Origin of the sequence: Chitinophaga qingshengii (assembly GCF_014529935.1) — a bacterium.
In the GTDB taxonomy this organism is placed as follows: domain Bacteria; phylum Bacteroidota; class Bacteroidia; order Chitinophagales; family Chitinophagaceae; genus Chitinophaga; species Chitinophaga qingshengii.
The window spans coordinates 779,582-803,812 of sequence record NZ_JACVFC010000001.1; the positions used below are offsets into that span (position 1 = coordinate 779,582).

General features: G+C 47.6%; 4 protein-coding genes. All 4 read right to left on the reverse strand.

Annotated elements, in window-relative coordinates; all coding sequences use genetic code 11:
• Positions 1–5: 5 nt before the first annotated feature.
• Genes ICL07_RS02735 through ICL07_RS02750 form a run of 4 tightly spaced genes read right to left on the reverse strand, consistent with a single transcriptional unit; the run spans position 6 to position 24,231 of the window.
• Complete coding sequence (locus tag ICL07_RS02735) at positions 6–10,940, reverse strand: non-ribosomal peptide synthetase (protein WP_188086411.1); 10,935 nt, start codon at positions 10,938–10,940, stop codon at positions 6–8.
• A 48-nt stretch (positions 10,941–10,988) separates the two neighbouring features.
• Complete coding sequence (locus ICL07_RS02740) at positions 10,989–17,798, reverse strand: non-ribosomal peptide synthetase (protein WP_188086412.1); 6,810 nt, start codon at positions 17,796–17,798, stop codon at positions 10,989–10,991.
• The gene (locus ICL07_RS02745; RefSeq protein WP_188086413.1) at positions 17,795–19,705 is read right to left on the reverse strand and encodes a condensation domain-containing protein; all 1,911 of its coding nucleotides are present in this window, start codon (positions 19,703–19,705) and stop codon (positions 17,795–17,797) included. The genes ICL07_RS02740 and ICL07_RS02745 overlap by 4 nt, the downstream gene beginning before the upstream one ends.
• A 32-nt stretch (positions 19,706–19,737) precedes the next feature.
• Entirely contained in the window at positions 19,738–24,231 is a 4,494-nt protein-coding gene (locus tag ICL07_RS02750) for a non-ribosomal peptide synthetase (protein ID WP_188086414.1), read from the reverse strand.

The window sequence follows — 24,231 nt, forward strand, 5'->3', positions numbered from 1 at the left end:
TTTTTTTACCAGGATAGATTGGGATCGGAATCAATAATGATGGCTTCAGCAAGCCTGAAAGTTTGTCCAATATGCAGTTGTTCAAAGGTTAAACCATGCCGGTGGCATAACTGGTCGGCAATGGATATAAAATATTCGGAGAATTTACTAATGGTAGATGGCAGCAGGCGTTGTGTATCATACTGGAACACAAAATCAAAACCACCATTGTTTTCACCCGCCGCGAGTACCAGGTCGCAGATCGCGTGTGCCGGCTGATAAGGAGCGGGCGACATGCCGGCAAATGGCAGATCTTCACCGGTTTCCCCGGGAGTTGAAGGCAGCTGAAGCGTAAACATCGCTGTATAATCCCGCGCGTACTCCATGTTACCGGCACTAATCAGTTCATCTACCACAGCATCAATGTCTTCATCCTGGTATTGTAATGCCTGTAGTATATTATCATGGAACAACTGTAACCATTCTGTCAGGGGAACCTGGCTGGCAACCGGTAAGCGCACCGGTAGGGTGTTCACAAACAAGCCCACTACCGATTGCAGTTGCCAGTGGGGCCTTCCGGCCACCACTGCTCCGCTTACAACATCCAGCGAACCTGTTAGTTTAGCCAGCAAAATATGGTACATGCCAAGCAACAAGCTGAACTGGGAACAGCCCAGTGCAGACATTAACCTCCGCACACCAGCGCTCTGTTGTTCAGTGAAGCGAAAAGAATACATTCCACTGCTACGGGAAGCGCCCATCGCAGCCTTATCCCATGGAAGCTCAAGCCCGAAGGTTGCATTAGTCAGCTTCCTGGTCCAATAGTCCTTACTGTCGCCGGCATGCAACAACTGGGCTTTCCAAACTGCATAGTCCTTATACTGTAAAGACAGCGCCGGCAAGGTGCGTCCTGCTGCCAATGCTGCGAACTCCGCAGCCAGTATATCTTGCGAAATGCCATCAGAAATGATATGATGCATATCAATGATCATCAATGGGTTTTCATGACCGCTGTTGATCCAGCCTATCCTGAACAGCGGTGCCACTTCCAGCTGGAAAGGTTGTACAAACTGCCGGATCAGCGATTCCGTATCCTCTCCACGTCGTTCAATATGCCTGATTTGCGGGCTTATGTTTTCGTGTACCACTAAGCGGGGACTATCACCTATCATTTCAAAAGATGTCCGGAGACTTTCGTGCCGGCGCACCAGCGTACTGAAGATTTTTTGCAGGTCTTCCTGTTTTATGCCATTGTCTATGCTAAACACACGTGTAATATGATAACCCGTATGTGCAGGGTTCCGCTGATGCAACACAAAAAGCCTTCTTTGTGGTAATGTCAGCGGATAATTGTTTGCCGGCACAGCAGGCTGAATAACGGTCGGTAATACTCTTTCCGCGTGTCCACTGATATATTCTGCAAGGCTTCTTGCCGTAGGGGTTGCATAGAGCACTTTCAGCGGCACATGTGCACCAAGTAGCTGCCTTATCTGGCTTACCAGTACCATTGCCGTAAGGGAATGTCCTCCGAGTTCAAAGAAATTATCATCGATGCCCGGTCTATCTGCTCCCTTATGTAATACCGTAGCCATCATTTCAACAAGCCGGGCCTCCTGTTCGTTACCTGCCGGAGTGCCTGCTGTTTTGCGTGCCAATTTGGGCATAGGCAAACTGCTTTTGTCCAGCTTGCCGTTGAGCGTAACAGGAAAACCATCCATCTGTATAAAATATTCCGGTATCATATATCCCGGAAGATAGGCTGACAGGAAGGTGGCGAGCGTGGTATGGTCCATCGTGACACCAGACGTAAAATAGGCTACCAGTGAGGATTTCCCATCCTGTAACAAATGTTGTACAAACGTTTCTTTGATTTGTGAATGTTTTCTCAGCACAGCAGCAATTTCCTCCAGCTCGATACGGATACCTCTTATCTTCACCTGTTCATCCTTCCGTCCAATGTAAGAGAGATTTCCGTCCGGCATATAACGTACAAGGTCGCCCGTCTGGTAGAATACTTCCTGATCATAACCCTCGAACGGCAACGTGGTAAACACTTCGGCCGTATGCCTGGCATCACCGAGGTAACCACTGCCAACACATATTCCGCCCAGATACAATTCTCCTATAACACCATCGGGCAACAGGCACCTGTTTTTGTCCAGCACCAGGCAATGAACATTATCAATTGGCCTCCCGATGGGAATAGCACCCTCCCATCCGGCAGACACTTCATAAAATACGGTTCCTATAGATGTTTCACTCGGCCCATAAGCATTCGTGATGCTCACTTCCGGGAATAGCCGGAGGAAACGGTTAATATGAGAAGCACTCATGGCCTCTCCTCCGATCAGCAACTGGCGTAAGGTGGCCAATTTATGCCGCATGGTATCCTGCTGCGGTTCTATAATATCCACCACTATATTAAATACGGATGGTACAAAATCTGTTATCGTTACTTTTTCTGCTGCTATCAGGTCGGGTAGCTTTACCGGATCTATTCCCTCCCATTGTGGTAATATAGCAGGAATTCCATTCGTCAGCGGCCATAACAACTGCCATACTACACTATCAAAAGCCACATTACTGGTTACCAACACCACATCATTCTCGCGAACACCATATCGTTTATTCATGTAGAGGAACCTGTTCAGGATACCTGCATGATGGTTCACCACCGCCTTGGGTTGTCCCGTAGTTCCGGAAGTATGGATTACAAAAAGCGGGTCGCGTGGAGCTACCTCTTTCACCAGACCCACGGTTGTTTCCGGGAGTTGTTCCTGGTTACAAACCATACACATTGGCAGTAGTCGTTTGCTATGCTGCAATTGTTTTTCACTTTCCTCATTCACCATCAACACCCTGCTTCCCAGTCTGTCTACAATAGCGGCAATACGCTCTTCCGGCCATTGTATATCCAGCAATGCAAATGCTCTTCCTGTTTTCAAGATAGCCAGTATCGTCACCGGCAGATCGAGGCATTTACGCATCAGTACAGGTACGTACCGGCATCCCGGAGACAACTGTTTTTCCAGCAAATGAGCCAATTCATTCGCCTTTCCATTCAACCCGGCAAATGTCAGCGATGCTGCGCCATATTTGTATGCACAACGATAAGGATAAGCAGCCGCCTGCAGTGCAATAAGCCCGTGAATAGTGTTGTCCGTCTGATAGTCGTACGCCGTTTCATTTCGTTTATACAGTAGCATAGTACGTTCCTGCTGCGCGATCAGGTCTATTTTGTTCATTTCCTTCCCGGGCTGTCCGGCCATCAACAAAGTAGCCGTATGAAAGTAATTATGCAGTTTCCGGGCCTCCTCATCGGAGATATAACGACGATCGTAGGTAAGCGATACTATGACCCTGCCAGCTGTAGCATCTATCGTAAAATCCAGCAGGGTATTAGTATCCGACCGGCCTTCTATTTGAAGCTGCGGGTAACCTGTTTTCTGTTGTTGTGTTGGCTCATAGCGGAGTTGATCATAGATATGAAAATCCACGAAATTGAATATCGTATCAAATAACGGGTTTCCTCCCTGGCGGCCTTCGGGAAGCTGCGCTACTATTTCGGGAAGGGGCACCCATTCGTAGGGTTTGACCGCTTTCAGTTTATTGTCTACCATTTGCAGATAACCGGACCATGTAAGCGGGTATGGTATCTTTAACCGGAAAGGAATTGTATTCAGAAAACAACCCAGTATCATATCCCCGTCTTCCGTTACGGGGCGGTTACTGGTCACGTAGCCCGACAATACATCATTATTAAAAGATAACATCGACAACATCTGCAAATAGGCCGCAAATGTAATTGTGCGTATGCTGACATGTTCCGCTGCAGCAAGCCGGTTAAGCTGTTCCAGCCATCTGGCGTCGGCTTTAATCCGTAGCCTGCCGGGGGTTGTTTCGGTATCATCCTTTACCTGCCGGGAGAACGCTATTTTATTATAGTCTTCCAGCTCTTTTTTCCAGAAACCGGCTCCGGCTCCCTCTCTCTTCATGGCCAGCTGCTGCAGCACAAAATCTTTATAACCAGCTTTCAGGGAAGATGCCGGCCGGTAATTATTTTGTTTCAGGGAAGTATAAATATTGTGAAGTTCCGTATTAAAAGACGCATCGCTCCAGCCATCCAGAATAGCATGATGGCAAACAAAAAGAACGAATACCTCATCCTCTGCGAGCCTGATAACAGCGAATCGCCACAGCGGCCGGTCTGCTTCCGTAAAGGGGCGTTTACGGTCCTTTTCCATCAATGCTGTTATAAATACCTCCTGATCTTTTACATCGCTTGCGCATAAATCGATATACTCCAGCGGCAGGTTGAGCTGCCGGTATACCAGCTGAAGAGGCTGCGAAAAATTGCTGATATCAAAACCGGTGCGGAGTATAGGATGACGATCTGCCATTATTCCCAATGCTTTTTTAAACAGCCGGATATCGAACCCGGGATAATGCAGCTGGTGAACCATCTGATCGTGGTAAACCATACCTTCTTCCTTCATATGGTGGAAGAACATTCCTTTTTGTATATCACTCATTGGATATACATCTTCAATATTTTCAGGGGCCGGTATCCCGGGATGCTGTAATACCATTTGTTTCAGTGCTTCTACTTCCGCCGCCACCAACGACGGGTAATCGATAGCCTCCGGCTGTTTATTCCTGATAATTAATGCAAGCTTTGTGATGGTGTCGTTGTTGTACAGGTCTGCCACGCTCACAGGTACTTTCAGCCGTTTGTTCATCACACTGAGCAAACGAATGGCTTTGATGGAATCCCCCCCGATATTAAAATAGCTTTCTGTGGTACTGATCCTTTTGAGCTGCAGGATTTCCTCCCAGATCTCTGCGACCTGTTGTTCCAGTGAGTTGGCCGGCGCCTTATAATGATCTGCCGGAGCTATTCCAGGCAGTGGCAGTTTCTTTTTATCCAGCTTACCATTTGCTGTCAACGGCCAGGAGAGCACCCTGGTAAAGTAAGCAGGCACCATATAATGCGGCATCCAGCTTTCCAGGAAAGTTCGAATCCCTTCCGTTTGCAAGTCTTGCTCAGCGGTATAATATGCACTGATCACCGCCTCATCCTCTCTGCCGATGCATATCACCACCACTTCATGAATACCGGGGTATTGGCTCAGTGTATTCTCTATTTCTGCCAGTTCAATCCGGTATCCTCTTATTTTCACCTGGTCGTCTATACGGCCCATATATTCCAGATCTCCATCCGGCAACATGCGGCACAAATCGCCCGACATATACCATCTGTTCCCTGAAAACTGCCGGTAGCGTTCTTGTGTTAACTCAGGCTGATTAAGATACCCAAGGGCAACACCTGCACCTTTCACCGTAAGCTCGCCCGGTACGCCTGGTGGCAGCGGATTACCCAACTCATCAACAATACGTATACCGAGAGTGGGTATAGGTTTTCCGATATTACTGATATTATTGTTGATTTCATGAAGCGTGATTTCTTTAAACGTAACGTGTACAGTCGTTTCTGTGATGCCAAACATGTTGACGAGGGCAGTACGCGGATGACGGACATGAAAACTTTTTAGCCGGGCGGGAGACAGCGCTTCACCGCCAAATATCACATAACGCAGCTGTAAACCAGTCCTACGCTGTTCTTCTATACCCGCCAGGCTATAGAAGGCTGACGGCGTCTGGTTTAAAACAGTAACTTTCTCTTTTTCAAGTATATCCAGGAACAGGTCGGGATTCCGGGTCACTGACCGGGGAATCATCACCAGCCTGCCCCCAAACAATAATGCACCATACATTTCCCATACAGAGAAATCGAAGTTGTATGCGTGAAAAAATGTCCAGGTGTCTGTTTGCGAGAAATCAAATAAGGGTGTTTCATTAAAAAACAACCTTATAACATTTTTATGGGAAACCACCACTCCTTTGGGCTTTCCTGTTGTACCTGAGGTATAGATGACATAGGCAGGGGAGTCGCTTTGTACACGGGGCATCTCCGGCAACGCTCCTATACAGCTGTCATCGATATTTTCTATCAACAGCACTTGCGGGTGCTTCGCTATGGCCATATTAGCTTCCTCTGTGAGCAGGATCGCTGCCCGGCTGTCATCCAGTAAAAACATAATCCTTTGTAACGGTAACTCCGGGTCTATCGGCAGGTAGGCTGCACCGGCCTTCAATATGCCCACCATAGCGGGAACCATATTAATACTTTTGTTCAGCATAATGGCCACGATCGCACCGGGGGATACCCCCTTGGCCATTAATGCCGCGGCAATATTGTCCGACAGCCGGGCTAGCGCGGTATAGGTAATCGCTTCATCGTTCATCACTACGGCTATCTTGTCGGGATAAAATTGTTGCTGTGCGGCCAAACATTCCGTGAGTGTCATGGTAGTCGGAAAAAGCACATCCGTTTTGTCGTGCATACCCAGCATCTGAATATCTTCCGGGATAAATAACCCTTCCCGGCTAATGGTATAAAACGGCGTATGAACAATCCCGTGAATTGCTTCCCGGAAATAATCCGTAATCTTTCCGACAGTGGTAGCATCTATCCTGGCTTGCTCGTAAGTGATAATGACCTGAAGCTGATCAAAAGTTCCATTGGCGCTAAAATCGAAGAACGTGTTGGTGTTTTCAAATCCCTCCACCAACGGTACAGCCGCATTGCTGGCCGTTTTAGCGGTAATGGCCTCTTTGAAAATATGGAAATCAACATAATTGAACAGGACATCAAAGAAAAGGTTACGATCACCCGAGGCCTCTCCGGTCAGTTTAGCGACCTGGTATAATGAAATGCCCTCATGGCGTTTCTGCCGCTTCAGCCGGGCGTCGATATCCTGCACATATTGCAGCCAGTTTCCTCCGGCAGGTACAGATACCCGGAATGGCAGCGTATTAAGAAAACAGCCTAACACTTTGTCGCCATCCCTGCGGCCAGGGCGGCTGTTGGTAACCACTCCTACAACAAAGGAGGTATCATAACTAAGCATTCCAAGCGCGTAGGCATATGCGCTGAAAATGGCATGTTTCAGGGTGACGCCATGCTCTTTACAAAACGCCCTGATCTGCGCCATTGTGACATTCTCTATCAGGAAGGTGTGGCGACAGGGGCCTGACAGCTGTTGCGCAACGGGGGGGCTATCGGGCAATACATAGCGCCTTGCGCCTTCCAGCGCACTACGCCAATATTGTACTGTTTCCTCCTGCACCACCCTCACCATAGCCTCAGCCACAAAATCTTCATAAGAGCAGCGTAGCTTTCCGATATATAATCCGGGGTTACCGTATAACCGGATATAGGTATTATTCAGTTCCGTAATAAAAGATGCATTACTCCAACCATCGAGGATAGCATGGTGAAACGTCCAGATAAGGGCCACTCCGCCCGCTCCCAGCGTAAACACAGCCATGCTGTATAACGGCGGTATGGAAATATCCGTGATAGCCGTCCGCTCCCTATGCGCATAGTTTTTCAACCAGGCTTCCTGCTCCGCAAGTCCCAGGTGTGAAATATCTGAAAAAGAAATTGCCGCCTGTACGTTCCTGTATACAATTTGCACGGGCACTTCAGTTATATCCAGGTCGAAGGCAGTCCTTAATATTTCATGTTTTTCCACCATCAGCCGGAAGGCATTTTCAAAACGGGCTTTATCAAAATCAGTATAGGGCAGCACATAGGAAAACTGGTCTATATAAACCCCTGCATCTTCACGGTTACTTTTGTTGTGAAACACCATCCCCATCTCGGTGTCGCTCATGGGAAACACTGCTTCGATATGTTCTCTCGTTGTTGCCGGCAGTTTATCAAGCACCGTTGCAGCTACAGTTGCAAAATGTTGACGGGCTACAGACAGGTCATCAGGAATCAGGAGCCCCAATTCCCTGTCGAGATACTCTGCCAGCCCGGCAATGGTATCATGTTCATAAATAGCAGCCACGGTGAGGTTGCTGCCCAATACTTCATTGATACCGCCTATCACCCGTACGGCCCTGATAGAGTCTCCTCCTATATCAAAGAAATGCTGATCGCGGGAAATGGCTTCCAGCTCCAGTACCTGTAACCATACCGGGAGTAGTTTTTCCTCGTATTTGTTCTCCAGGGCAATTACTTCGGCAGCAGTGGCATTCTCCCATGCGGGCAACTGCTTTTTGTTGATCTTTCCATTTGGCGTTAATGGGAACTGCCCGAGCAACACCCAATAAGCGGGTATCATATAAGCCGGCAGTTTACCCCGCAGGTAATCGCGAAGAGAGTTGGTAGTAGCGTTACCACATGGTATAACGTAAGCTACCAATTGTGCCGCACCTGTATTGTCATGTTTTGCCACCACGGTAACGTCTTCCACGTCTTCGTGCTGCAGCAACACTGATGCGATTTCTCCCAACTCAATACGATGCCCTTTTATTTTTACCTGGTCATCTTTTCTTCCCAGGTATATCACTTCGCCTGTGGTTGTCAGCACACCGAGATCTCCCGACAAATAAAGACGTTCGCCTGCCACAAAAGGATTCGATATAAACCTCAACGCTGTTAGTTCCGGCCGATTCAGATAGCCTCGCGACAATCCGCAGCCGGTAACACAAATTTCACCGATGGCTCCCATAGGTAAACGGCGACCGTATCTATCCACGATATAGATGTCTAATGTGGGAATAGGCCTTCCGATATTACTGTGGCCCGCATCTATTTCTTCCGCACCTATCTCCTTATAGGTCACATGCACGGTGGTTTCCGTAATGCCAAACATATTGATCAGCTTGCATTGCGGATATCTGTAGTGCCAGTATTTCAGTTTCACGGGATTAAGTGCTTCGCCGCCAAAAATGACATAGCGCAAGTTAAGCGGGGTATCCTCAGCTTCCTGGTCGGTGCGGATCAGATTGTAGAAGGCAGAAGGTGTTTGATTCAATACCGTTACAGATTCCCGGTTCAACATCTCCCTGAAAAGCGCCGGATCCTGTATTGTTTTTTCCGGCACAATTACCAATCGGCCTCCATACAAAAGAGCCCCATACATTTCCCAAACAGAAAAATCGAAATTATAGTTATGAAAAAAGGTCCACACATCCTGTCGGTCAAAATCAAACTGAAACGCATCATTAAAAAGCAGCCGGACAATATTCCGGTGCGAGATCATTGCGCCTTTAGGTGTTCCTGTAGTTCCGGAAGTGTAGATAATGTAAGCCAGATCATCCGGCAAACCGGCTACCCCCACTACTTCCGCATATTCATCCTGTGCCTGCAGTTGCTGTATATCCAGTACCTGGACACCGGGAAACATGTTGGGCGCTATTACCCGGTTGGTGAGTATAATACTGGAGCCACTGTCTATTACCATGAACTGAATACGCGACGCCGGCTGATCCGGGACAATAGGCAGATATGCCCCACCAGCCTTCAACACGCCCAGTATCCCTGCAATCATATCGGGGGTGCGATCCAACAGCAACGTTACCACCATTTCCCTGCCAACACCCATACGACGGAGGCTACAGGCGATCTGAGCAGCCCTGTCGTTGAGCCATTTGTAAGTAAAGCTTTCCGTTTCCCAGGTAAGCGCCACTGCTTCCGGATGTAGTAATGCCTGTTTTTCAAATAATCCATGAATAGTAGCATCTGCGGGATAAGACACCTTTCCCCATGCATCGGTGCCGGCAGGAGCCATCAGCCCGATAGTGGCAATACACTGTGAAGGCTCATTGGCGGCGATCCCAAGGAGATGGAGATATTGCATCGCCAAGTCTTCTATAAAAACCCGGTTGTAGCGGCTTTCGTTATATATTATTTTGAGGTGGAGCTGACCGGACAATGACAGCACCACATTGAGATCATAATTTGTTTGTTCAAAAGCTGCAATACCAGTAATCGTATAACCGGCAGCGTTATTACCGGTGCCGCTTCCCTGTGCAACGGGATAGTTTTCATATACCAGTACATGATCGAACAGGCTATCCCCGTCTGCCTGCTGCAGTATACTTGCCAATGAAAAATAATGATAAGGCATAGATGCGGTGGCGTCGCATTGGATGCTCTTCCATAATTGTTCCTGTGTAAGGGTATCATCGATTTCCGCTTTAACAGGCACAGTATTGATAAACAGCCCCACCATCGTTTCTATGCCGGGTATTTCTGCGGGCCGGCCAGACACTACTGCTCCAAAGACTACCTGCTGACTACCGCTATACCGGGCAAGCAATATACTCCAGGTGGCCTGCATCACGGTGTAGGCTGTAACGCCGCGGGCCGCGGCAACAGTTAGTAACCGGGCCGTAGTATCAGCATCCAGCGAATGTTCTGTTACCTGGTTCCGATATACTTCGCCCTGGGATTGCAGCAAGGGAAAAGCTGAAAAGTTCTCACACAATTCCAGGTAACCTCTCCAGTATTTTAATGCACTGGTCCGATCCTGCTTTTCCAGCCAGTTGATATACTGACGGTAGGCCGGTACAGGTTCAGGCTGATATTGCTCCGAGGCGCAAAGCGCGCTGTATATCCGTGTAAAATCATTCATGATGATAGCGGTACACCAACCATCCATTAGGATATGATGAAACGAAAGAATGATTTCAAAGCCCGCTGCCGCCGTTTTCAACACAGCTATCCGCAGCAATAGTTCTCCCGACAGGTTGAATGGCTGTTGTCTGTCGAGCGCTTTAAAGGCAGCTACTTTTGCCGGTACATCCGGCACATGACTAATATCTTCAAAATAAAAAGGAGTACCGGCTTCCTTTAATACTACCTGGTGAATACGCTTCGACGACTTCTGAACAAAAACTGTCCGGAGAATATCGTAACGTTTCATAAGGGTGTCCACGGCACGCCTGAGCAGGGGCAAGCTGAGTTCACCTGTTATTGTATAGGAAAACTGCTGTAAATATGCAGAGGAGTCTGGCGCCAGCATGGCATGAAAGTACATGCCCTCCTGCATCGGGGACAAAGGATAGAGGTCCTGTATATTTTCTCTGGAAAATAAATTCATAGCCTGGTGGTATAACTCGCTTGGGAATATTTTGGTAATAAGAAAATATCAGTCGAAAAGATGGTTCAGTTCATCAACAGAAAATTCGCTGTTGGCGAAAGCATCCGGGAATTGCTCGACGGCAGGCATATTCGTGCAACCTGCAATAAGTTCTTTCAATGTTGAGGAATATTGCGTAAAAAAATGATCCATAGTGGCTGCACTGTATTTATGGCTGTTATAATACAGGGTAAAATGCAGGGATTGTTCTATGATCATAGCGTTTAGTTCCAGGTCGAAGGCCAGTATTTCATCGTCGGCCACCCGATTACCAACCGGATGAGACGACAGGGTAAAATCGCTGAACTGTATATCCTGATCAAATTGCCCGAGATAATTAAACAGAATAGCAGGTTGTTGTTCCTGGAGGATTTCCAGCCCATTTATATATTTTAGAACACCATACCCCATACCATTATCGGGAATACTTCTCCGCTTTTCTTTCACCCCTGTAACCAGTTTTGCCAGATCTGTTTCATCTTCAACCGTTATTACCACCGGAAATATGGATGTAAACCAGCCAACGGTGCGGCTAATGTTGATATCCGGGAATAGTTCTTCCCTTCCATGTCCCTCCAGCATAAAACCTACTTTCCGGTTATTGTAACAGCGGTACACCGTCAATGCAAAAGCGGCGATCAGTACGTCCTGCGGGCTTACCCCCGGCACCAACCCTATACGTCTGAGCAGTATATCCGTCTCTGTACTATCGAGCTGCGCACTGCAATTACGCAGGTCTTTCAGGTTGGCCCGCCCCGTTATTTTATCTGCAGGGATGCCTGCCTGACCTTCCATTTCATTTATTGTCGCCTGCCAATATGCTTGCTGGCACAACAATGCGTCTGATAATGCATAATCATGAACTGCCATAGCAAAATCCCTATAGGCATGTGTTTTCAGAGGCAATGTCAGCGAAGACGTTGTTCTTTCCTGTTCCAGCAACGCCTGTACATCTTCCAGCAAAATCCGCCATGATACCCCATCGGTTACGAGGTGATGTATTACAAATAGTACAAAATCGGCTGCGGGGAGCCGGAATTGCACAATACGCATCAACGGCCCTTGCAGGTTATCCAAAGCCTGTATTTCCCCTGCTTTTTGCTCCATTAGTGCCAATGCGTCTGACTTACTCTGATAGTCAAAAAAATAATAGCACAGTTCACTGTCCGGCGGCATTATTTCCTGCGTCCATTTGCCTCCGGTTTGGGAAAACGTCGCCCTTAGCATATCATGATGGGTACGAATTTTTTCAAAAATGGATTGTATCTGTCTGGGATTGGTTCTTTTCTTTAGTTGCAGGAGTATGGCATGATTAAAATATGCCGGTTGCCGGCGTTGTTGATGAAGGAAATAAAGCTGCACGGGAGTAAGCGGTACTGCTCCTGTTACCGGCCGCTGATCGATCTCACGCTGATCGGTTTTCATCAGTGCTGCCAGATCTGCTATCACCGGGTGTTCAAACAACATTTTTGTATCCAGCAGATAATGCTGGTTCCGCAAACGGGCAACGACCTGTATCGCTTTGATGGAATCACCGCCCAGACTAAAGAAATTTGCATCGACGCTGATAGCTGCCTGTCCGGTTACCTGGGCAATCACCGCTACCAGCGCCTGTTCTGCAGCGGTACGTGGTATAAGAACCGGTTGTTCCACACGCTCGTCTTCTGTTGTTATTTCGGGCAACATCTTCCGGTCTGTTTTTCCGCTGCTGGTCAACGGAAGATTGGGCAATTGAATAAAACGGGCAGGTATCATGTAAGCGGTCAGTTTCCCGGAGAGAAAGCTGATAAGTTTATTGGCATCCAGTGTAAAGCCAGCCACCACATAAGCCACCAGTATATCTGCCCCCGTTTTGTCCTTGCGGCATATAACCGCGGCTTCTTCCATACCCGGAAACTGAAGCAATACGTTTTCAATCTCTCCCAGCTCAATACGATTACCCCTTATTTTTACCTGACGATCTTTTCTGCCTTCATATAATATGTTTCCGTCTTCCGACCACCTTCCCAGATCACCGGTGCGGTAGATACGTTCTCCCCTTACAAAGGGACTTTGTACAAACGTATCATTGGTCAGTTCCGGGCGGTTAATATATCCACGGGCAAGTCCAATACCCGCTATGCATATCTCTCCACAACCACCTACCGGCACCGGTTGCAGATTACTATCAAGAATACGCAGGCAGATATTGGCAATGGGTCTCCCTATTGGAACAACAGTATCATCTTTTCCGGTATCATAGTAACTAACATCTACAGAGGCTTCCGTAGGGCCGTACAGGTTATACAGCGGAACAGGCAGTTTTTCATAGTGTTTTTGTACTACTGCCGGTAACAACGCTTCGCCACTTGCAAATATCCTGCTGAGCGTTTGCAGGCGACCTGATGTGTCTTTATTAAGCGCTTCCAGTACCAGGTGATATACACTCGGAACGAAATGCACGGTAGTAGCTGCATACCTGGATACGTGCCGCATTAACATTTCCGGATCATACCTTATTTCTTTCGGCCCTATCACCATTTCACAACCAAAACACAGCGGCATGAATAACTCCCAGACGGAGACATCAAAAATATTGGGAGTTTTCTGAAGGATACTGTCTCCGGCATGAAAATGATAATATTTCCACATCCAGTCGATCCGGTTTACAACACCTGCATGCTCCACCATTACCCCTTTAGGCAGCCCTGTTGACCCTGAGGTATAAATTACATACGCCAGGCTCTCCGACATGGGCCCCTTTAGCGGTTCCGGCACACGCTTCCATATAGCGCTGTGGGCGGCAGGAATATTGCTGAAAAAGATGTCTGTGTCTTCCGTATTATCAAGGGAAAAGCCTTCATCAGACAATACAACTTTAGCACAGGCATCTTCCAGTATATAAATGATCCGGGCTGCAGGAAAGGCAGGATCTACGGGAACATACGCACCACCGGCCCTGAGTATGGCTTGTATAGCAAGTACCATTTCAATGGAAGGTTGCATGATAAGTCCCACCAAATCCCCTTCCTGCACACCATATTGGTGCCTCAACATGGCGGCCAGCTGCAGCACCCGCTGATACAAAAAATCAAAAGTCACACACTGATCATCGAATACCAGGGCCGTTTTGCCGGGGTAAGCTTTTGCCGTTGTTTCAAACAAATCACAGAGACTTACATCAGATGGGAAAATGGCATTGGTATCGTAAATCCCATCTATCAATCGTTTCAGCTCCTGTTCTTCCAACACGACAGTTGGCTCCAGCACACTGCTGGCTGACATCCGGCCGAGTATACGGAAATAATATTTCATTAGCCGCTCTACTTCCTCCACGTTGTATATATCCGTATATTCTATTGTAAACCGGGTTTCACCACCGGTGTTAAATACATTGAAGTCAAAGAGCGTATTTTTGCGGGTAACGGCATCCAGGTCGCCGGCCGTTACCTCCACAGAAGGGTGGACGGATTGCAACACATGAAAATCCATATAATTGAATACCATGTCGAACAAAGGACTTTCCGATGTAACGCCTTTGTGTTCGGGTTGAATGATATCCTTCAATGGCACCCTGTCGTAACGTTTTAACAATACACCGACTTCACTTACTTTTTTTATCAGCTCAATAGCGCTGATCCGGTTTTCAACATTGATATTGAAGGGCACCGTATTCAGAAAGCAGCCCAGTACCGCCTCGCTGTCTTGCAGCGAAGGTCTGCCGTGCGTAACCAACCCAAGCGTGATATTGTCTGTATACCCGCAGATAAAACGCAGGAGGTATACAAAGGCGGACAAGAAGACGTCCCTGATACTTACCTGTTCTGCTTTAACCAGTTCTTCCAGCCTGGCCCTGAGGCTGTCGTCCAACCGGCATTGATAAACGCGGTATGCGGTCGGCGCTGTAGTGTTTTGTTTACCCAGCGGCAGCGGCGTTCGCTCGCACTGCTGAATATACCGCCGCCAGAACATGCCCTGTAACGGATCTCTCTTTATACGCCATTGGTCCGTCACATAGTCTTTATAGGAAGCTTTCAGCGGTGGCAGTTGTAATGCCGGAGTTGTTGCCATTTTATAGTAAACATCCGTCAACTCAGTAAAAAGGGATGTACAACTCCAGCCATCCAGCATAGCATGATGAAATGAAAAGAAGATGCCGTATTTCTCTGCTGACAATTGAAAAACCCGAAGTCTCCATAATCCTGGCTTTGTTACCTCAAAAGGAGTATTCCTGTCCTGCGCTGCATGCCGTTGCAGATAATTTTGCTGATCTTCCCCCGACAGGTGTAAGAGGTTAATCAGCTGGATATCGGGTGTCCAGCTGTTGTTCCGGTACACTATATGCAATGGAAGTGTGTAGGCGGCCAGCTGATAGCCCGTTCTTAAGATATCATGTTTGGCTGCCAGCAACATGCAGGCCGCTGTAAAACGGTTATACTCAAAATGATCGTCTGTGATCGCGAAATACAACTGATTATGATATACTGCCTGTTGTGTATTGAACAAGTTATGAAATACCAATCCTTGTTCTATCCCACTCATCGGGTAAACGTCTTCAATCGCAGCATCCTGCAATGCCGGCAACTCCAGGACTGACTGGCTGATTGCTGTTATTTCAGCCACTGCGGATTGCCATTCTTCTTTCATGGCCTGTGCCGGTCCTTCATTCATTGCAATAAGTTCCGCCAGTGAAGTAATTGTTTGGCAGGAGAAGATATCCAGCACATCCAGGCGGTTTCCCGAACGGGTATTGAAGGCATTTATCATGCGGATAGCTTTGATGGAATCGCCACCAGCTGCAAAAAAATTGTGCTTCGTTCCAATACCAGGGTGATGCAGCACTTCCCGCCAAATGTCCACCAACAAGCTTTCTGTTTCCCCGACAGGCAGTCCGTATTCCGCCGGTACATCCAGCACACGCAGCGGCGTATTATTTGTTGCCTCTACCTGTTTTTCCATTTCTTCCAACCACATTACCGGTATGGACAGCGGATATCCTTTGAGCCGTCGCTGAAGTGAAATGTCGAGCAGCGCATGTGTAACAATACCAGCTTCCAAGTTTTTTATAACGGCTGTTATCTCTGATGTGGTGACAAGGGAAATGATCGCCGCTCCTTTTTTTACGGCAGCCAGACAAGCAGCCATTTTATCTTCCTCTCTGACGGCCAGTACAGCAATGGCTATCCGCTCCTGAACAGCGGTATCGGATACCCATTTTTCAATCGCATTCACTGTCTGAAACAAGGAGCCATAGGAAATGGTCCTATTTTCATGCTGCATAAATACCGCTCCCGGCAAAGCCTTATAATCATGCATAACCGGCAAAACATCCGCTGTTGGAACAACAGCGTGGAGGGGCAACTCCGGTTGTTCCAACAATGCTTCCGACATCACTCCAAACAGTTCCACCCATCGCTGTACGGTATCTGCCAACAATAATGAGGTATCATAAATAAAGCTGCATTTCAGCTGTTCCTCACTTTCTACTACGTCAAGGGCAAAGTCCACCCGGGCATTCACTACCGGCAGCGTATAGGCACTGATCTCCAGCCCGGGTAAATTGTCCTGTACCCCGGCAGCACTATAACTGTACATTACATCAAACACGGGGTTCCGGCCGGGAATACGTGGTAGCTGTAGCTGTTCCAGTATAAAATCGAATGGCAGTAACTGTTGCGACAATCCAAGTATTACCTTTTGCCCGATCGCTATTGCCGTTTCTCTAAAGCTGACGTTATGGTTTATTTGGTTACGGACCGGCAGCGTATTAACAAGCAATCCTACCAGCTTCTCCCAGTCCCCTTGTGTTCTGCCGGAAACCGGCATACCGATGACTATATCCTCCTGATTACAGATAACAGACAATAATACATAGAATAACGACAGCATGGCAGATGATACCGTGATATGATGCAAACGGGCGAATGCTTGTATGCGGTCATATGTTTCCCGGCTTAATACCAGCTCTTCTACTGCCCCGGTATGACCGCCTGTTAAAGAGCGTTTAAAATCGACCGGCAACGACAGCACAGGCGGTCTATTTCCTAATTCCTTTCTCCAGTAGTCCAGCATGCTTTCTCCGTTTACTGCCAGTTCTTCCTGCAGCCATCCGGCATAGTCGGCGAATTGATATCGGACCGGCGGCAATGTAGCTCCCAACCCTTGTAATTTTGCATAGTAAAGCTGAAATAGCTCATCAGACAGTATCTCCATGGAAATACCATCTGCAATAATATGGTGAATAGCGAGTACGAGTAAATATTGATCTTTTAACCGCCAGATATTCACTTTAAAAAGCGGCCCCTTTTTAAGATCAAATTTCCGGGCCAGCAGTACCTGGAGCTGCAGTGTCAGATACTCGTCATTACCTGGACGCATGTTGATGTCTGTGTAATCCACTTCCACCGGCGTGTCTTTGTCGATGCAAACAAGTATGTCTTCTCCTGCTTCATAAAAAACAGCTTTCAATATCTGGTGCCTGTCTGCCAGGGCATGAATAGCCTCTGCCAGGCAGTCAATATTCAGTAGTCCTTTTACGCAGCAGGTGGCATATATCGTATTGTTTGTACCATTACTATTCATTTGCTCCATGGCCCACATGCGCCGCTGCGAAGCCGTTGCAACAAAGCTTACCTGCGCTGCTTCCCCGGTTATCGTGCCAGACGGGGCAGCCTGTTGTTTTAGCCAATGAATGAGCCGTTGTTTATTAGACCTGAGTTTTTCCAGCAATTCATCCGGTACACCTTCTCCGGCGGGAAGTATCAACGCGATATCTTCTCCGTCAAGGCGTAATTGTATGCGGGCCTGGTGCAGTTCCAGTATTAAATTTGAAATCGTCATATTCTAACCTTGGTTGAACCGGAATTATTATCTTCTATGTAGCTTACCCATTTTACTGCTTTAATGTCATCAGCCAGCTGCGAAATGGTCGGTTTTGCAAAAAACTGATCGAGTGAGATCCGCGTATTAAATGCTTTGTTGATCAGTGATAGCACCTGTATGGCTTTTATAGAATGTCCACCGTAACTAAAAAAATGAGTATCGACATCGATCTCCCCCACGGGTATTCCAAGTATTTCAGACCAGGCAGCTGCCAACTGCTGCGCTGTTTCATCATTGGCTGTTTTTATTGCCTCTTTCGGCATAATCACCGTTTGTTCTTCCTGCGGGAAAAAAAGTATCCCTTTTTCATTCATAAAAGCTTTAACATCGCTGCGTATCAGCTGCCCGCCACCGGAGATACTGAACCATCCCAGCATATCTATTCCCTGAACGCGGCCAGCTTCGTCGGTAATACAGATATTCCAGTTGCCGGAAGGGATAAGGGCACCACTTGTTTGCCCGGTGAAGCCGTAGCGGGCCGTCAAAATATTCTCCAGCGGCACAGTTTCTTCCAACCAGAAGACATTTCCAATAGCTTTTTCCTCTTCCTGTACTATGGAAATTTCATCTGCAAGGGTATCAGGATGTTCCGACAGTATACGTAATACACGCTCCAACCTACCTGCCAGCCGCGACATAAACGCCGTATCATATGTGCTTGTATTATACCGGAAAATGAACGACAGGGTGGTATCCCTGCAATGAGCAAGTATACTCATGTCATAACTGTTTTGTTCCTTTACGACCACGTCACTGATCCGGAATTCCTGTGTATCGTTTGTGCCCTCCATGACAGGATAATTTTCAAATACCAGTAGGTGGTCGAACAGCCTGTTTTTTAAACGAGTTTGCGCCTGAATATCTACCAGCGGATAATATTGGTACACTTCCGTTTCCAAAGACTGTTGCTGTACCAGGGGTAACAAATCACCCAAACGGGTATCATGAGCATACCGGATGCGTACCGGCAATGTATTGATAAACAGGCCTACGATATCTTCCACCTGCTGAATTGATTCCGGTCTTCCTGATGACACAATTCCAAAACAAACATCATTGCAGGCATTATAACGGGCCAACAATACCGCCCATGCAGTTTGTACAACCGTATTCAGCGTGACGCGCCTTTCCGCCGCGATGCCCAGCAGGCGCTTTGTCAAAGCATCATCCAACGCCAGCTGAAAATCCGCCATCTGCCGGAGTTCCTGTTGCCGCGAAATATTGTTCAGCGATGTAACCGCACCATATCCGCTCATATATTCTTCCCAATAGGCTGCCGCGGTTCTCATATCCCGTGAGTCAAGCCATTCCAGATAGGAAGAAAACTGGGGCCTCCGCGGCATCTCCACAGTGTCTTTTAACGATAGCTGTCTATATGCTTCATAAAAATCTTTAATCAGAATATTTAAGCACCATCCATCCATTACAATATGATGGTGGCTCCATATTAACTCGTGGCATGTTTCATTCAACCGCACCACCGTCAGTCTCATCGGCAGTTCCCTTTCGAGCTCAAAAGTGAGCACCTCTCCCTCCTTTCTGATAGCAGCTATTTCTACCTCGGGGTCAGAAACCCCGCTGACATCCCTGTACCGGAAATCCGGTTGTACTTCTTTTAGTATCACGCTCATAATCTTACCCGCTTTGTTAAGGAATACGCTGCGTAAAACGTCATGGCACCTGAAAAGCGTGGCAAAAGCTGTTTGCAGCCGCTGCAGATCCAGCAGGCCATTAACCCTGTAACTCATCTGGCAACAATACAGATCGTCGCCACCTTTCAGGTAATGGTAATAGATACCCTTTTGGAGGGGAGTAAGCGGAGATATGTCCTGTATGTTTGCTTTATGCAGATATTGTTGCGTCATAAGACCCCTAATTATTGGTACTTAACCGGATATTATAAAAACAAATTATCGATTTCGTTTACCGATAATCCTTTCATTGTAAGATCACTTGGCGTCAGTTCTCTATGCTTCCTGTTTATACAATACGCTGTTATCTCCAGTAGTGTAGTTCTGAAAGTGTCCATCAGGAGCTCCATGGTATGCGGTGAGTAGCGATGACGATTATACGACAATGAAAACATCATCCGCCGGTCTGCCGACAGGCCGGAGAAATCGAAATCATGTGTCCGGGAATGCAGCAGGCTTTGGGTTTTCCCGACGTACAGCGACGAAGGCGACGGATAGCCACCTTCCTCATCACGCTCAAATTGTCCGAGATAGTTAAACAGCACCTGTGGTTGAACGGATGTATTGATGCCATTGGATGTCATATGCTTTAACACACCGAATCCCAGGCCTTTATTGGGCACTTTCCGTAAGGTTTCTTTGACTGATATCACCGCTTCCTGTACACCGGCGCCTGCGGGAATATGAATGGCAACCGGATATACCGCAGTAAACCAACCTATGGTACGGGAAATATCGAGATTAGCGCCGGCTGCTTCCCGACCATGTCCTTCCAGTGTCAGCAAAAGTGATGTAGTATGAAACACCTTATTGAAAGACAGCACCAGGGCTGCCAACAGTATATCGTTCATTTCAGTATTGAAAGCCTCATGGACTTTTGTAAGCAGCAGTTCCGTCGTTTCCCTGTCTAATTGAAAACGTACCACCGCGCTATCGGCTATGGTATCAGTCCCCTCATCCGACTCAAAGGGAATGCGGGTTGATACACTATTTAATACTTCCTCCCAGTAGTTGCGTTCTGCCAGCAAAGCCGGCTGTTGCGCATAACTAACCAACGCATTTGCCCATTCCTGGTAAGAATTTGTTTTCTGTGGCAAAGAAATCGGCTCATTTGCATTTATCTGTTTATAGATTACATGGATATCTTCCATCAAAATCCTCCATGAAACGCCATCGATCAACAGGTGGTGAATAATCAGCAACAGCCTGCATTTTTCACCGCTTTTGATCAATACAGCCTTAACAAGAGGGCCGGCCGGGAAAGAAAGACCGGATTGAAGCCTGTCCATCTGCTGTTCCCATTCACCTTCCCCCTCATTTTCGTCTATGACCAGTTCCGTGGCAACAACCTTTAGCTGGCTGCGGTTCACCTGTTGCCATTCCTGTTTTTCATCCTCATAAAAGGCGAGGCGAAGGCCGTCGTGATGTTGCAGCAACTGCTTCAGCATACGGTCAACCTGCAGCAAACTGAAACCTGTTGCCACATCCAGCATAACCGACTGGTTATAATGCCCCCTCTCTGTTTTCTTCTGTTCAAAGAAATCCCGCTGAACGGGCAACAGCGGTACATTCCCTGTAACGGTCCCCTGATTAACCGTTGGCACCCCTGTGGTGTTTGATTCCAGGAACTGCGCCAGCGTACCAATTGTTTGATGATTAAAAAGATCTTTCAGATTCAGGCGGAACCCTTTTTTGTTCATCCTTGCTGCGATCTGTATTGCTTTGATAGAATCACCGCCTATAGTAAAGAAGTTATCATCCGCCAGGATACTTTTTCTTGACAACACCTTCTCCCATATCTCCGTCAGTGCTTGCATGGCGGCACTGGCGGGTGCTTCACGGTTTGCATACCCCTCATCCAGCGAGGGTAAAGCCGGCAATACTCTGAGATCTGCCTTACCATTCTGATTGAGAGGGATCTGTTGTACAAATCTTATCACAGCAGGGATCATATAAACAGGCAGCCTGTCCTGCAATGATGCGCGGATATCTTTTAAAACGGCTGCCGGCCCACGGCTACATTCCTTCAGGTTATTTACTACAGCTTTTACGCTGAGTGTAAAAGCCGCGACTGTTATTTGTTGAGAAGCAAACAGGATAAGCTGGCCATCTGTCAGTTCATCCCGGTGCGTATGATATCCTTTTTCTTCCAGCAATACCATAATGTGAGCAGCCTCGCCGAAGTCCCGGCAGGTAATCCATAAATGTTTCACCGGGATATGCGACTGTTCCAGCCAGTGTATTGCATCGCTGCCGTCGGCTTTCAGCAGATCTATGGCATCAAAACCATACTGTTTTAAAAATGGCCGCATTAAAACAGGATCAGCCGGATGCTCCGATTCAATCATTTTTCCTGGTTCTCCCCAGGAAATCATATTAGCTTTTAAAGCAACGCGGGAGGTACCGGCGATAATGGATACCTGATCTGTACCTTTCACTGCGGCCAGCTCCAGTAGTTCATATGCCGCAGTTAATGTCAACAGGCATTTTATGCTCCCGGAAAAATGCAGGGGTAACACCTTTTCCTGTAACAGCGCATGGGATTCCCGCAAGGTTATTTCCGGGTTGCGGGTAAACAGTACCGCGCCCCCGGGTATAGTCACAAAAGGCAAAGTAGTGAGCGCCGGATCAGCCACACTATTGAGCATACCAGTCAATAATGGCAACTGCCGGCTATCAGGCACCACGTATGCCTCCAGGTGCGCATCTTCATCTTCTTTTACAAAGCGAACCGCTGCTGCCATTACCTCCGGATGCGCTATCATTGCCTGCCTTACTTCTTCTGTTTCGATACGGTATCCTCTTATCTTCACCTGTTCATCCTTTCTTCCCAGGTATTCAATATTCCCGTCGGGCAACCATCTTCCATAATCGCCTGTTTTGTACAGACGTTCACCTTGTGCCGTCAGCACAAAAGATTTGCAGGTAAGGATTTCATCCCCTGCATATCCTATAGCCACCCCATGGCCGCCAATACATATCTCGCCAGGCACACCAACGGGCAGCAGTTGCATGTGTCCGTCCATGATATAAATCCTTAGGTTGGGTAACGGCTTTCCTATGGGTATGGAACGCATATTGTCAGGGAGCAGTTCTTCTATATCGAAGCTGGTGGCATCTACCGTAGCTTCGGTAGGGCCGTATAGGTTAGTGATGCGCACCTGGCGATCAGCAAAACGTTGCATGATCTGCATTGCCACTTCCCTTGGCAGCACTTCCCCTGCGATAATAAAATGTTGCACCGGCAGCTTAAAATCCGTTTCCGGCGAACTTCCGGCAAGCAGCAATCGTAAATGACTAGGCGTTCCGTCGGAAACATCCACCTTATGTTGCAGGTAAAACCTGCCTAGCAACTGACCATCTCTCCTCGATGGTTCATCTGTGATATAAAGACTATTTCCGTAAAGCAATGCACCAAAAATCTGCTGCACCGAAGCATCAAACTCATAAGGCGCTACCATGGCTATCCTCAACACATCATGATAACGGGAATAGATCCGCCGTTCCAGACCTGCTACCAGGTTATGAACATTGCGGTGCGTTACCACAACGCCTTTGGGTACGCCGGTAGAACCTGATGTGTAAATGATATACGCAGCACTACCAGCATCTACTGGTTCTGGGTTTGTAACTGAACCTGGTACAGCACCCGTTATTTCAGGGATATAAATAATGCTGCAGCCAGTGAGCGCAGGTTGTATTTCATCACTAATGAGGTGACCGGCCCCACTGTTTTCCATTAGTTGCCGGAGACGCAGCAAGGGAAATTGTCTCGACAAAGGAAGATAGGTAGCACCACAGCTTAGCACAGCCATTATCGAGAGTGGGATATTGACTGATCGTTCCAGGAAAAGCGCCACCACGGTTCCTTTTCTCACTCCTTTTTCTGCCAGCAAGCTGCCCAGAAAGGTAGCCCTGCGATGTAGTTCATAATAGGTGACCACTTCATCCTCATAACCGACAGCGATCCTGTCGGGGTGCTGCGCTGCCACTTTCGCAAACAACGTATACAACGACGCCGAGGTGTCGAAAGGAATATCAAAAGCACTGTTGAACAACGTATTTATCATTTCCCTTTCGCCATCATACAAAATATCCGCATGACCGACCAGGAGTGCCGGTTGATATTGTAAATACTCCAGTAATTTCAAAAGATGCCCCGTCATCCGGTCAATCGTATCCGGCCGGTATAACGCAGCAGCATAATCGACAGAAAGCCCGACCCCCCCGGGGTGAATATGATAAGTAAAAATAAGTTGCCGTGGAGAACCAGCCTGCAGATATCCTGTATTATGCTCTGCCAGTAGCAGTACTTCACGGGCAGGTGCAAACGAAGCGGCCGCGGCTCTCTCTGCTGCATTGCTCTCCCTTTCCAGTAGCTGCACCACAGTACAATGCAATGCGGAAAAACTCGTCTCATCGGATATTGTTATTTCCAATGGTATGATGGCTCCTGCCTGATCATCAGCGACACCTATAGCAATGCTTTTTTCACCTGTATACCTGTATAACAATGCAATGATACCCACTGCCAGCATACTGACAGCCTCAGATGCTGCTACCGGCAGGTTGCGCTCCGATTCGTAGCGTGTATCCCTTCTGATATTGCCATATACAGGCGCAAAATCAGGCAGAAAACCGCTTCCTGCCGGCATACCGTTACTTGCTGCCAATGGCAGCATTTCAGTCTTATTCATCAT

What these genes read in the sequence shown, in the direction of transcription:
- ICL07_RS02735 (WP_188086411.1), bottom strand. Translation starts at nt 10,940, where the DNA reads ATGAATTTATTTTCCAGAGAAAATATACAGGACCTCTATCCTTTGTCC.
- ICL07_RS02740 (WP_188086412.1), bottom strand. Translation starts at nt 17,798, where the DNA reads ATGACGATTTCAAATTTAATACTGGAACTGCACCAGGCCCGCATACAA.
- ICL07_RS02745 (WP_188086413.1), bottom strand. Translation starts at nt 19,705, where the DNA reads ATGACGCAACAATATCTGCATAAAGCAAACATACAGGACATATCTCCG.
- ICL07_RS02750 (WP_188086414.1), bottom strand. Translation starts at nt 24,231, where the DNA reads ATGATGAATAAGACTGAAATGCTGCCATTGGCAGCAAGTAACGGTATG.